The 13,931-nt window shown below is 67.7% G+C and carries 8 protein-coding genes; 5 read left to right on the forward strand and 3 right to left on the reverse strand.

Annotation, left to right across the window (positions count from 1 at the left end):
- The first annotated feature begins 24 nt into the window (after positions 1 to 24).
- Positions 25 to 3,774, forward strand: coding sequence for a translocation/assembly module TamB domain-containing protein (locus tag ACQGNJ_RS04380; protein ID WP_426688016.1), 3,750 nt, complete (start codon positions 25 to 27; stop codon positions 3,772 to 3,774).
- 6 nt (positions 3,775 to 3,780) lie between these two features.
- Here ACQGNJ_RS04380 and ACQGNJ_RS04385 read toward each other — a convergent pair whose 3' ends face one another.
- Genes ACQGNJ_RS04385 through ACQGNJ_RS04395 form a run of 3 tightly spaced genes read right to left on the reverse strand, consistent with a single transcriptional unit; the run spans position 3,781 to position 6,259 of the window.
- Complete coding sequence (locus ACQGNJ_RS04385; RefSeq protein ID WP_426688017.1) at positions 3,781 to 4,482, reverse strand: SDR family oxidoreductase; 702 nt, start codon at positions 4,480 to 4,482, stop codon at positions 3,781 to 3,783.
- Between the two features lie 38 nt (positions 4,483 to 4,520).
- Positions 4,521 to 5,666, reverse strand: a complete 1,146-nt coding sequence (locus tag ACQGNJ_RS04390) for an HlyD family secretion protein (protein WP_426688018.1) — start codon at positions 5,664 to 5,666, stop codon at positions 4,521 to 4,523.
- Entirely contained in the window at positions 5,663 to 6,259 is a 597-nt protein-coding gene (locus ACQGNJ_RS04395) for a TetR/AcrR family transcriptional regulator (protein ID WP_426688019.1), read from the reverse strand. Before ACQGNJ_RS04395 ends, ACQGNJ_RS04390 begins: the two co-directional genes overlap by 4 nt.
- A 65-nt stretch (positions 6,260 to 6,324) precedes the next feature.
- On the opposite strand from ACQGNJ_RS04395, the gene ACQGNJ_RS04400 reads away from it, so the two are divergent.
- From ACQGNJ_RS04400 to ACQGNJ_RS04415, 4 genes are all read left to right on the forward strand, one after another.
- Complete coding sequence (locus ACQGNJ_RS04400; protein WP_426688020.1) at positions 6,325 to 7,923, forward strand: DHA2 family efflux MFS transporter permease subunit; 1,599 nt, start codon at positions 6,325 to 6,327, stop codon at positions 7,921 to 7,923.
- A gap of 92 nt (positions 7,924 to 8,015) precedes the next feature.
- Positions 8,016 to 8,507, forward strand: a complete 492-nt coding sequence (locus ACQGNJ_RS04405) for a DUF4019 domain-containing protein (RefSeq protein WP_426688021.1) — start codon at positions 8,016 to 8,018, stop codon at positions 8,505 to 8,507.
- Between the two features lie 101 nt (positions 8,508 to 8,608).
- On the forward strand, positions 8,609 to 10,660 hold the full coding sequence (locus ACQGNJ_RS04410; RefSeq protein WP_426688022.1) for a M13 family metallopeptidase: 2,052 nt from the start codon (positions 8,609 to 8,611) through the stop codon (positions 10,658 to 10,660).
- Positions 10,661 to 10,889: 229 nt separating this feature from the next.
- The gene (locus tag ACQGNJ_RS04415; protein ID WP_426688023.1) at positions 10,890 to 13,931 is read left to right on the forward strand and encodes a diguanylate cyclase; all 3,042 of its coding nucleotides are present in this window, start codon (positions 10,890 to 10,892) and stop codon (positions 13,929 to 13,931) included.

A 13,931-nucleotide genomic window follows, 5' to 3' on the forward strand; every position in this document is an offset into this window, starting at 1 on the left:
CAACCCGTCGGGAACGCAAACAGCATGAAGTGGGTCAAGCGCATCGCCATCGCCTTCGCCGCGCTGCTGCTGATCGTGGCAGCAGCCCTGTGGTGGCTGCTCGGCACCGGCGCCGGCCTGCGTTTTGCACTGGCCCGCGCCCAGTCCGCCACCGATGGCGCACTGCACGTGCAGCAGGCGCGTGGCCGGCTGGTCGGACCGCTCGAGCTCACCGGCGTGCGCTACGACGACGGCAAGGGCACGGTCGTCAGGCTGGCCACCGCGCGGCTGGACCTGCGCCTGTGGCCGCTGCTGGTGAAACGGGTGCATGTGCTGGCGCTGGACGCCGATGGCGTCGAGGTGAGCCTGCCCGAACCCGCCGCCGACCAAGGCGAAAGCAACAGCCGGTTCTCGTTGCAACCACCGCTGGAGATCATCTTCGATCGCGCGCACGTGGGCACGGTGAAGGTGAGTCAGGCCGGCAAGCCGGTGTTCGCCTCGAACCGGCTCGACCTCGCCGGCCGCTGGACCACCGCCGGCATCGAACTGCGCCAGCTGGTGCTGCAGGCGCCCGACGGTCACGCCAGCCTCGACGGCCACCTGGTGCTGGGCACTCCCTACCAGGGCAACGCCAGGGCGACGTTTGCCTGGAAGGTCGGCGCGACCGAATACACCGGCAGCCTCGATGCGCACAGCGACGGCAAGCAGGCGCGGCTCGACCTCAAGCTCACCGCGCCGACCCCGATGCAGTTGCAGCTGGCGCTGAGCCAGGGCGGCGATTACGCATGGACCGGTCAGCTCGATGCACCCCGCTTCGACCCGCAAGCCTTGCTCGGCGAAAGTTCGCTGAAGGCGCTGGCCATCGCCGTGCAAGGCCACGGTGATCGCTACAGCGGCACACTCCAGGGTCGGCTCGATCTCAACGACTACCAACTTCTGCTGCAGCCGCTGCGCGCACAGTTCAGTCGCGACATGAAGACACTGACCCTGCAGCAGCTCAAGCTTGGCTCGCCGCAGATCAAGGGCAGCGTCGAGGCCAGCGGCACGGTGCAACTCGCGGCCAGGCCAGTCACGGCGGCACTCGACGTCCACTGGAACGACCTGCTGCTGCCGGCCGAGCTGGCCGGTCAGCCGCTGGCCAGTCGCGGCGCATTGAAGGTCAGCGGCAGTGCCCAGCACTATCACGCCGAAGGCGACATCCAGCTGGGGCAGCCGGGCAAGCCGGCGAAGATCACGCTGGACCTCGATGGCACGCCGCAACAGATCGACCTGCGCACGCTGGCGCTGAAGCAGGCACAGGGCGAGCTGCAGGCCAACGGCCGGCTGACCCTGCAACCGGTGCCGGGCTGGCAGGCCGAAGCCAAGGCCGACCGGTTCGATCCTGGCCAGCTGTTTGCCGGCTGGAACGGCGCACTCGATTTCGACATCGCCAGTCAAGGCAGCCTGCCGCAAGGCGGCCCGGACGCCACCCTGGAAATTCGCCGGCTCGGCGGCAAGCTGCGCGATCGAGCCGTCGACGGCAGCGGCAAGCTGCACCTGTCCTCGGACGACGTGGTGGATGGCCAGCTCGACCTGCGCTCCGCCCGCAGCAACATCCGAGTCGTCGGCAAACCGGGCAGCAGCAACGATATCGAGTTGACCCTGGCGGTCGCCTCGCTGGGCGACTGGCTGCCGGATGCCGGTGGACGTCTGGACGGCCATTTCACGATCGCCGGCAGGCAGCCGAAGCTGAGCGTCAACGGCCAGCTGCATGGCCGGTCGCTGTCGTGGCAGCAGCAGAAGGCGGATACGCTGGAACTGATCGTCGGCGTCCCCGACCTCAGCCATCCGGCCGGCAAGATCGACCTGCAGACCAGCAACGTCTACGTGCAGGGCCTGCTGTTCCAGCATGTCGGCCTGCTGGCCGAAGGCAGCCAGGCCGATCATCGCCTGCAACTGGACGCACGCGGCAGCCAGCTGTCGGGCCGGCTCGACCTGCACGGATCGCTGACAGGCCCGCTCTGGAAAGGCACGCTGTCCATGCTGACCCTGGAGCCGCAGGGCATGCCGCCGTGGCGGCTGCTGCGACCCAGCCAGCTTGCCTACAACGACGGCGCGATGAGCCTGTCCGAACTCTGCCTCAGCGCCGGCGATCCGCAGCTGTGCCTGACTGCGAAGCAGGACCAGCCCGGCAACCTCGACGCCAGTTATCGCCTGCAGGCACTGCCGCTGGCCCTGCTGCTGAACGCCACCGGCAATGCCGACCTGCCGATGCGTGCGGACGGCACCCTGCAAGGCAGCGGCACGATCCGCCGCAGCGCGGCCGGCGCGCTCAGCGGCAATGCCGCGATCGACTCCATGCAAGGCACGATCAGCTATACCGATCGTGCCGACCAACCCTTGCTGCATTACAGCCAGTTGCGCCTGGACGCCGCGCTGACACCGACCGGCCAGCGGATCGAGGCACATGCCGGGCTTGATGACGGCGGACGGCTGGACGGCCAGCTCACCATCAGCGGTGCCCGGCAGTCGCTGGGCGGCCAGCTCGACCTGCGCTTGAACAACCTGGCCTTCATCGAGCTGTTCAGCAGCGAGGTGGCCAACGTCAAAGGCGGCGCCAACGGCAGTTTCCGCTTCGGCGGCACGCTGAAACAGCCGACCGTCCTCGGCCAGGCCAACGTGGCGGGCTTTGCCGCGGAACTGCCCTCGGCCGGTCTCAAGTTGAGCGAGGGTCAGCTCACCGTCAGCACCAGCGACGCGCGACAGTTCCTGATCCAGGGCAGCGTGAAATCGGGCCAGGGCAGCATGGCGATCAACGGCAGCGCCGGGCTGGGCGAGGCGGCGCAAACCTCGCTGACGCTCAAGGGCAGCCAGTTCACCGCGATCGACATCCCCGCCGCCAAGGCGGTCATTTCGCCCGACCTCACCTGGAAGCAGGACGCCAAGGGCATCGTGATCGGCGGCTCGCTCGGCATCGACAGCGCCGATGTGAATGCCGAGAAACTGCCCGGTGCCGGCGCTACCCAGACATCACCCGACGTGGTCGTGGTAGACGAAAGGCAACAGCAGGAGGCGGCCAGCAAGTTGCCGCTCAGCGCCGTGGTCAAGGTCGACCTGGGGCGCAAGACGCATGTCGTGGGCATGGGCCTGAACGGCACCGTGACCGGCGTGCTCACGGTGGTCGAACGCCCCGGCCGCGCCACCGTCGGCCAGGGCCAGATCGCGGTGGACGGCACCTACCGCGCCTATGGCCAGGACCTCAGCATTCAGCGCGGCCAGTTGCTGTTCGCCAGCACGCCGATTGACAACCCGGGCCTGAACATCCGCGCCGTGCGCAAGCTCAATCCCAACGCCACCATCGACGAGGGGCAGGAAGTCGGCCTGCTGGTTTCCGGCACCGCGCAGCGTCCGGTCCTCACCGTGTTTTCCAACCCGGTGATGGAGCAATCCGACGCGCTCTCGTATCTGGTCACCGGCAAACCGCTGTCGCAGGTCAAGGGCGGCGAAGGCGACATGGTCGGTGCCGCGGCGCAGGCGCTGGGTTCGGCGGCCGGCGACCTGCTGGCCAAGAGCATCGGCTCGAAGCTGGGCGTCGACGACATCGGCGTGTCCAGCAACGAGGCGCTCGGTGGCAGCTCCGCGTTCACCGTGGGCAAGTTCCTGTCGCCGCGGCTGTACCTCAGCTACGGCGTCGGGTTGTTCGAGCCGGGCGAGGTTATCACCCTGCGCTACCGGCTCAGCAAGCGCTGGAATTTCGAGGCGCAGCAAGCCACCGAGTTCAGCCGCGCCAGCCTGAATTACCGCATCGAGAAGTGATCCGGGTCAGGCGCCCAGGTACAGCGACGGCGTGCTGCCGAAGCCGGCCTTGACGTGCTTCGCTGTGTCATCGGCCAGTACCTCGGATGCGCCGGCCTCGATGCCGTCGATCACGGCCTGCGCGATATCCGCGGGCTTCGCCTTCGGCGCATCGACGGCTGACACCATGTCGGTGTCGATGTAGCCGGCATGCACGGCGACCACCTGGGTGCCCTGCCCGCGCAGTTCGTTGCGCAGACCGTTGCTGAGCGACCATGCCGCCGCCTTCGAGACGGAATAGACGGCGGTGCCCGGCAGGCTCGCCCAGCTCAGTGCCGACAGCATGTTGACCAGTGCGCCGCCGCCGTTGCGGCCCAGCACCGGCGCAAAGGCCCGGCTGACGGCCAGCACCCCGTACACATTCGTTTCCATCACGGCGCGCAGGGTGGCGACACCGTCCTCGCCCAGCAGTGGATCGCTGCCGATGATGCCGGCGTTGTTGATCACCAGGTCGACGTCACCGCAGGCATCCACCGCGGCAGCAATGTCTTCGGCGCTGCCGACGTCGAGCTTGAGCGGCACCAGGCCTTGCAGGGAAGGCACGCTGGAAGGATCACGCGCGCCGGCGTAGACCTTGCGTGCACCGGCGGCCAGCAGGGCCTGGGCATAGGCCAGGCCAAGTCCGCGATTGGCACCCGTGACGAGTGCGGTACTGCCTTTGATTTTCATGGGGGGTCTCTCTGAGGGACAACGGAAGGGCCGCGCGCTCAGCGCGACGCCTGGTGGGTTTCGTGCGAGTCCAACTGCACGGTCACCGTGCTGGACAGCCCCGGACGCAACCGCGCCAGGGCAGGCTGGCCGGCGTCCAGGCGGATGCGCACCGGCACCCGCTGCACGATCTTGGTGAAGTTGCCGGTGCCCGGCTCGAACGGCAGCAGCGAGAACTGCGAGCCGGAACCCGGCGCGAAACTTTCGACGCGACCTTTCAATGCGTAGCCCGGCAGCGCGTCGACGGCCACGCTGGCGTGCTGGCCGACCACCATGCGCGCCGTCTGGGTTTCCTTGAAGTTGGCGATCACGTACAGGGCATCCAGCGGCACCACGGTCAGCAGGCGGGTGCCGGGTTGCACGTAATCGCCCGGCTCGACCTGGCGGTCGCCCACCACGCCATCGATCGGTGCGCGCACCAGCGTGTTGGTCTGGTCCTGGCGGGCAAGATCGAGCGCAGCCTCCGCGGTGGCGACGCCGGCCTCCGCCTGGGCGAGGTTGGCCTGCAACGTCAGCCGGCTCGCATGGGTGACCGACGCCGCATCGCGACTTACTGCAAATTGGGCGCGGCTGTGCTCCGCGTTGGCCTGGGCGGTGATCGCGGCGGTACGGAACTGCTCGGCCGCGCTGCGCGAAACCGCGCCGCTGGCAATCAGCGCGTCGTAGCGCCGACGATCGGCCTCGGCCTGCTTCTGCTGCGCATCGGATGAACGGATGGACGTCTGCGCCGCACGCATGCTGGCGCCGGCCAGCCGCTCCTGCGCGTCGAGGGTGATCAGCGCAGCCTGCGCGGCGGCGACCGAAGCCCGCGCGTTCTGCAATGCGGCCGCGGCCGATGCCACGCGCGCGTCGAACTCCTCCGCGTCGATGCGTACCAGCGGATCGCCACGACGCACCTGCTGGTCGTGCCGCACCAGCACCGCTGCCACCAGCCCGCGCACCTTCGGCGCGACGATGGAACTGTCGGCCTGCAGATAGGCGTTGTCGGTGGAGACGCTGCGCTTCGGTGCAGCGATCCACAGCGCTCCGCCGATGGCGATCACCGCGGCCACCGCGGCAACCAGCATCGGCTTGCGTGACCATGGCGTGTGCGGTGCAGCCGGCGCGGCGGCCGCGGCCACGTCCGGGGTGGCTTCAGCGCTCATCGTTGCGACTCCTTCGTGCCGAAGCGTTGCTTGAGCTGCACCCGCGAGGCAGCGAGGATCGCGTCGGAACGTTCCGCATCCGGCTCCATCCGGGCCAGCGCGAGGGCGCCAACCAGTTCGGCGATCATCGAGCGGGCGCCGACCTCCGGCTCGGCATGGCCCAGCAGGGCCAGCTGCCCGGCCAGCCTCGCGGTGGACTGCCGCACACCGGCGGCAAACTGGCCGCGCGCCGGGTCCGCCAGTCGGGGCGCGTCCGAGGACAGCGCGGCCATCGGGCACCCGAAGCCGCGCGCGTCACGGTGCTTCTTCGAGAGATAGAAGTCGATATAGGACGCCAGACCCTCGGCCGGATCGCGTCCCGCAGTCGCGTGGTCCAGCCGCAGCCGCGCGTCCTCGAACATCTGGCCGATCGCCGCGGCGATCAGCTCGTCCTTGGATTTGAAGTGGGCGTAGAAGCCGCCGTGGGTCAGCCCCGCCTCCGCCATCACCGCCGCGACGGCGACGCGATCGGGGCCATCGGCACGGATCGCGTTTGCCGCCGCCTGCACGACGGTGGCGCGGGTCTTCTGCTTGTGCTCGGTGCCGTAGCGCATGTCGCTCTCGCTTTTTTATATGATGATCATCATACTATGATTTTCCGTCCTTGCAAGAGCCGCCCGTGAATGCCCCCGCCACCAGCCTTCCGGCAACGCCGATCGCCCCTGCCGAGCTGCCGCTGACGCGCAAATTCCTGATCTTCGGAGTGATGGCGTTCGGCATGTTCATGGCCTTGATCGACATCCAGATCGTCGCCGCCTCGCTCAACGAAATTCAGGCCGGACTGTCGGCCGGACCCGACGAGATCAGCTGGGTGCAGACCGGCTACCTGATGGCCGAACTGGTGATGATTCCGTTCGCCGCGTTCCTGGCGCAGGCACTGTCGACGCGCTGGCTGTTCGCCCTGTCGGCCGGACTGTTCACGCTCACCAGCGCGTTGTGCGGAATGGCCTGGGACATCGACTCGATGACCGTGTTCCGCGTGCTGCAGGGATTCGTCGGCGGCGCGATGGTGCCGACCGTGTTCGCCACCGGCTTCGCGCTGTTCACCGGCAAGCAGCGCGCGTTGATTCCGGCAATCCTGGGCATGGTCTCGGTGATGGCACCCACGCTCGGACCGACGGTGGGCGGCTGGCTCACCGAGGCGGTCGGCTGGCGCTCGATCTTCTACGTCAACATCGTGCCGGGCATCGCCGTCACCGTGCTGTCGATGGTGTTCGTGAAGGTGGACCGGCCCGACCTGTCGATGCTGAAGAAGATCGACTACGTGCACCTGGCGGCGATGGCGATGTTCCTGGGCGGGCTGGAATACGTGCTGGAGGAAGGCCCGCGGCACGAGTGGCTGGGCGACCCGGGCATCGCCACCGCGGCGTGGCTGTCGCTGGTCGGTTTCGTGCTGTTCCTCGAGCGCTCGTTCCGCTCATCCGGGCCGGTGGTGCGGCTGTCGCCGTTCCGCCAGCCCACTTTCGTGCTGGCCTGCGTGCTCAGCCTGGTGATCGGCTTCGGGCTGTACTCCTCCACCTATCTGGTGCCGGTGTTCCTTGGCCGCGTGCGCGACTACAACAGCCTGCAGATCGGTACCACGGTATTCATCACCGGCATCGCGCAAATCCTCAGCACGGTGGTGGCGGCGCGGCTGTCGCAGCGCATAGACGCGCGCTGGACGATCAGCATCGGCCTGCTGCTGTTCGCCGCCAGCCTGTGGCTGTTCTCCGCGATGACGCCGGAGTGGGGTTTTGCCGCGCTGTTCTGGCCGCAGGTGCTGCGCGGGTTCGCGATCATGCTGTGCATCGTGCCCAGCGTGAACATGGCACTGAACGGTTTCGCGCTGGCCGAACTGCGCTACGCCTCGGGCCTGTTCAACCTGATGCGCAACCTCGGCGGCGCGATCGGCATCGCGGTGGTCAACACCTGGCTGCAGGATGCGACCCGCCGCCACGTCGCGCGCCTCGGCGAGAGCCTGGGCGAAAGCGGCCGCCATGCCACCGACGTGGTGGCGCAACTGGCCGGCCGGATCGGCCAGCTCACCGCCGATTCCGCCCACGCTTTGCTGATGGCGCAGGGCGAACTGGGCCGACTGGTCTCGCGCGCGGCATTGACCCTGGCCTTCGACGATGTGTTCCGCTTGATGGCGTGGATGTTCCTGGTGTCGCTGTTGCTGGTGCCGTTCTGCCGGACCCCGCCACAGGCCGGCCAGGACGCCGCCGCGGGGGCGCACTGAGGCGCCATGCGGCCCGCCATTGCCGCCCTGCGGCCTGACAGGGCAAGCTGCGCGGGCGACCAACCGCTCTGCCACGTCACGGAGACCTCCGCATGTTCAAGAAGACCCTGCTGACCGCCCTGCTGCTCGGCGCCTGCGCCGGTGCGTTCGCACAGACGCCGGCGCCGACCACCCCGGCCGGGCCCCGGGCGGCAACCGCGTTGACGCCGCAGCAGAAGGCCCAACTGGAGAGGCAGAATGTGCAGATGGCGCAGGCTTCGCTGCGCATCGCGCATATGGTCGACCAGAATCAGCTCGGCCAGATCTGGGACCAGTCCTCCAGCGTGACGAAACAGACCACCCGACGCGCCGACTTCGTGCAAAGCGTGGGCGCCGATCGCGCCAGACTCGGCGCAGCCGGCGAACGCAAACTGCGGGCGATCACCCGCACCGCCTCGAAGGGCGGCAAGGTGCCGGCCGGCGTGTACGTCAACGTCAGCTACGCGACGCGCTTTGCCATGGCACGGAAGCCCGTGCGCGAATTGATCTCGTTCCACCTGGACAGCGACAAGGTCTGGCGCGTGGCGGGCTACACCCTGCGTTGATGCGCAGGTTCGCCAGCGCACCGGTCTCTAGCCCAGAGGTCATGCACACAAAGCCGGTTGCGCGGACTATCGTGGGACTTTCCCAAGCTGGAGGCGCGATCATGCAACACATGCGATGGATTCTCGGTGCGGCGATCCTGTGCGGTTCGACGGCATGGGCGGCCACGCCGGCCACCGCGTCGATCGGCATCGACCTGAAGGGCATCGATCACGGCGTGAAGCCGGGTGACGACTTCTTCCGCTACGCCAACGGCGACTGGCTGAAAACCGCGAAGATTCCCGCCGACCGCTCCAGCACCGGCAGCTTCCTGAAGATCTTCGAGCAGTCCGAGAAGGACACCGCCGAACTGATCCGCAACGCTGGCGCCGGCCATCCCGCCGCCGGCGGCAATGCGCGCAAGATCGCCGACTACTACGCGGCCTGGATGGACACCGCCACCATCGAAAAACACGGCATGACCGCGATCAAGCCGGAGCTGGCGCAGATCGACGCGATCGCCTCGCGTGACGACCTGGCCCGCGTGCTCGGCAGCCGCCTGCGCGCCGATGTCGACCCGATCAACGCCACCAATTACCACACGCAGAACCTGTTCGGCCTGTTCGTGACCCAGGGCCTGGAGGATCCGTCGCGCCACGTCGCCTACCTGCTGCAGGGCGGCATCGGCCTGCCCAGCCGCGATTACTACCTGTCCGACGAGCCGCACATGGTCGAGGCACGCGGCAAATACCTGACCTATGTCGGCGCGCTGCTGCAGCAGGCCGGCATCGCCGACGCGCAGGCCAAGGCAAAAACCATCGTCGCGCTGGAAACCAAGATCGCCAAGGCGCAGGCCAGCCTGCTCGACAGCGAGGACGTGCACAAGGCGAACAACCTGTGGAGCATGGCCGACTTCGGCGCGAAGGCACCGGGGCTGGACTGGGCCGCCTACTTCCAGGCAGCCGGACTGCAGGACCAGGCGCAGATCGACGCGTGGCAGCCCGGCGCAATCACCGGCCTGTCCGCATTGACCGCCAGCGAACCGCTGCAGGCGTGGAAGGACCTGCTGACCTTCCACACCCTCAACCACGCGGCCGGCCTGCTGCCGAAGGCCTTTGCCGAGCTCAACTTCGAGTTTTACGTGCACACCCTGCAGGGCACGCCGGTGCAGCAGCCGCGCTGGAAGCGTGCCGTCGGCGCCACCAGCAACGAACTCGGCGACGCGGTCGGCCAGCTCTACGTGAAGCACTACTTCCCGGCGTCGTCGAAGGCGCAGATCGAGCAACTGGTGAAGAACCTGGTCGCCGCGTTCCACGACCGCATCGATACCTTGAGCTGGATGACCCCGGCCACGCGCGCCAAGGCCAAGGCCAAGCTCGACACCTTGCGCGTGGGCGTGGGCTACCCGGAAACCTGGCGTGACTACAGCTCGCTCGAAATCCGTGCCGACGACGCGCTGGGCAACCGCCTGCGCGCCGAGAAATACGAGTACGAACACCAGCGCGCCAAACTCGGTCAACCGGTGGACAAGGGCGAATGGTGGATGACCCCGCAGACCGTCAACGCGGTGAACCTGCCGTTGCAGAACGCGCTGAACTTCCCCGCGGCGATCCTGCAGCCGCCGTTCTTCGACCCGAAGGCCGACGCTGCCGCCAACTACGGTGCTATCGGCGCCATCATCGGCCACGAAATCAGCCACAGCTTCGACAACCTCGGCGCCGAGTTCGACGCCCAGGGCAAGCTGGAGAACTGGTGGACGCCGGAAGATCTGGCCCACTTCAAGGCGGCCGGCCAGCAATTGGTGAAACAGTTCAACCAGTACGAAGCCCTGCCCGGCCTGCACGTCAACGGCGAACAGACGCTCGGCGAAAACATCGCCGACGTCTCCGGCCTCACCATCGCCTACCTCGCCTACCAGAAATCGCTGAACGGCAAGCCGGCGCCGGTGATCGATGGGCTCAGCGGCGACCAGCGCTTCTGCCTCGCCTTCGGCCAGGCCTGGCGTGGCAAGATCCGCGACGCCGCCCTGCGCCAGCGCCTCGCCACCGACGTGCACGCCCCCGGCGACTTCCGCGCCGAGACCGTGCGCAACCTCGACCAGTGGTACCCCGCGTTCAAGGCGAAGCCGGGGGAGAAGCTGTATCTCGCGCCGAAGGATCGTGTGAAGATCTGGTAATCGCCCCCTGCTGCAGCGAACACAAAGGGCCGCACGCAAGTGCGGCCCTTCTGCATCGAGGCATCGAAGTGCCAGCAGCCTCTCGTCGCCGCGATTCACCCGGCGGACCTCAAGCAGGAGCACGAAAGGTGCATGGCATGGCGACCATGCCTGCCGAACCGGCAATGCTATTCTGCGGAAAAAGCGCTACAGCGCTATGGCTATTGCAGGCACGTCTGGACAGGGATTGATGGGGAAGCGATCGGGCTGGCTGATTCAACTGGCCATGACAGCACTGGTGGCGTTCGCCCCGCTGGCGGCACCGTTGCAGGCGGCCATGGCGGCGCCGTCCAGGTCACTCGATCTGTTCGATCTCGGTGCACCCGCGTTCACAACGTTCACCACGCGCGATGGCTTGCCGGACCCGGTGACCGTGACCATCCGGACCGACCGCCAGGGCGTCGTCTGGGTCGGCACGCCGCATGGACTGGCCTGGTATGACGGCAAGCGCTGGCACCCGCTCGACGACCCCGCGCTGGCCGGCTACATCAGCCAGTTGTTCGTCGACGATGCCGGCACGCTGTGGGCCTGTGGCAGCAACTTCGGCCTGGCACGTTACGACGGCAGGCACTGGCATATCGAGAGTGCGGACGATGGCCTGACCAACACGCATGTACGGCGCCTGGTCGAGACCGCAGATCACGGCGGCAAACGCCTGTGGGCGGTGAGTCCGGATGCCGGCCTGTTCTACCGCGAGCAGAACCGCTGGCTGGCCGACCCGGGCAATGCACAACTGCCGCGAGCCCGTTTCCTGACGCTGGCGCACACCGACCACCTGTTCGGGCACGAACGGCTGTGGGCTGGCTCGGTCAGTGACGGCCTGTGGTATCGCGAGGGTGACGGCCCCTGGCAACATTTCAGCGCGGCGGGTTTCGACGCCGGCAACGGGCTGGCCTATGTGCTGACCACGAACCACGACGGGCGCGAAGCCCTGTGGGTGTCGGTATTCAATTCCGGATTGTGGCGGCTGGACAAACATGGCTGGCGCCACTGGAGCGTGGAATCGGGCGAGCTGCCCAGCGACGTGCTGTACAACATGGTCGAAACGCCCACCGCGGACGGCGGCGACGCGGTATGGGCGTCATCACGCAATGGCTTGATCCGCATCTACCACGACCAGGTGCAGGTCTTCGACCGCCGCCACGGCCTGCAGTCCAATGCCATCCGCGGCGTCAGCGCGTGGCGCAGCCCGAATGACACCTATGTGCTGTGGGTGGCCACCGAGGACGGCATCGCCCGCAGCTTCGTGGACGGCAGCAAGTGGAAGACGGTGTCGCTGCTGGGCTCCTCGCAGACCGGCGTGCTCAGCGTGCTGGTGGATGCCGACGCGCAGGGCAACGAACGCCTGTGGGTCGGTTCCGATGGGGACGGCCTCGCTCTGTACACCAAGGGTGAGTGGCACTATTTCAACACGTCCCACGGGCAACTCGCCGACTCCGACGTGAGCATGATCGCGCGTGCCGACGACCTGCAGGGCCGCAGCGCGGTCTGGCTCGGCACTGGCTGGGGTCGTTTGCTGCGGTTCCGCGACGAAGCCGGCTTCGCGCCGGTCACCACGCCCTGGCCGCACCAACCGGGCCAGCGCCTCAACGACATGCTGAGCCGGCGCATCGACGGTCACGTGGAGCAATGGTTTGCCACCGACGCCTCCGGCATCTATCGGCGGCGCGACGGCATCTGGACGTCTTTCCGTCCACCGCGGGTGGTTGGCAGCTGGTCGGTGGTGAAGCTGCTGGCGCAGACCACGGCTTACGGAAAATCCTGGCTGTGGGCCAGCAGCAACCAGGGGCTGGCCCGCTTCGATGGCAAGCAGTGGGAGCTGCTGGGTCGCGATATCGGCCTGCCAGACGTGGACCTGCTCGGCGTGCAGCTGATTCCCGACGCACGCGGACGCCCCGTCCTGTGGCTGGGCAGTGTCCGCCACGGCATCACCCGCGTCGACATCAGCGACCCGCTGCACCCGCGCGCCCTGCCGGCCGACCTGCCGGCACCGCCCGATCTGACCGCCGATGGTGCACTGGCCGATCCCGGCGGCCGCATCTATGTCTGCACCGATTCCGGCGTGCAGTTGCTCACCCCGGATGCCGGCCGCTACCGCTCACAGGTGTTCACCGTCCGCGATGGCCTGGTCAACAACGAATGCAATCCCAACGCGCAATTCATCGATGCGCACGGCCGCTTCTGGACCGGCACGCTGGGCGGCCTGATGGTGCACGCCCCCGATCGGGCGAAAGCCGATCATGCGGCCAAGCCGCTCAAGCTGGTCCGGGTGAGCGTCGATGACCGTGCGGTCGAAGGCGATCGCATCGTCATTGCGCCTGGCCAGCACAACCTGCGCGTGGATTTTGCCCTGCTGTCCTGGCAGCACGAGGACGAGTCACGCTTCCGCACCTGGCTGGAAGGCTTCAGCAAGTCACCCGGCGCATGGACCGCCGACAATTTTCGCGAGATCGGCACCTTGCCACCCGGCGAATACACGCTGCATGTCGAGGCGCGCGATTACGCCGGCAACCTGAGCACGCCGATCCTGCTGCCGGTTACCGTCGAGCCCTGGTGGTGGCAGCGTGGATGGGCCTGGCTGCTGTTCGCCGCACTCGCCGGCATCGTCGTCCACGCCCTGCTGCGTTGGCACACCCACGCCTTGCGCCGCCGGCAACACGCGCTGGAGCAACGCATCGATGCACGCACCGCGCAGTTGAACAGCGCCAATCGGCAGTTGCTCGAGCTTGCCCGCCGCGATGCGCTGACCGGCGTGTTCAACCGGCGCTGGCTGATGGAAGCGCTGCAGCAGGCCACCGCCGGCGAACGCCGCGGCGTGACTGCGGCACTGATCTTCATCGACGTGGATCATTTCAAGCTCGTCAACGACAACTTCGGCCATCTGGCCGGCGACCACGCCCTGCGCAGCGTGGCCGAAGCCATCGGCCGGTGCCTACCGGACGATGCCGTGCTCGCCCGCTACGGCGGCGAGGAGTTTGCCTGCCTGTTGTTCAACACCGACCTGCCCACGGCGCACGTCCTGGCCGAGAAGATCCGCCTGGAAGTGGCACGCCATCCCCTGCACGGGCCAGGCAAGAGCGTGCGCGGAATCACCGTCAGCGCCGGCGTCGCGTGCCGCAAACTGGACGGCGAAGACGACGCGGAAATCCTGCTGCGCGAGGCCGATGACGCGCAATACGAAGCCAAGCGCGCCGGCCGCAACTGCGTGCGTGACGCCACACACAAAGCGTGA

Source organism: Rhodanobacter ginsengiterrae, assembly GCF_050026815.1.
Classification (GTDB): domain Bacteria; phylum Pseudomonadota; class Gammaproteobacteria; order Xanthomonadales; family Rhodanobacteraceae; genus Rhodanobacter; species Rhodanobacter ginsengiterrae.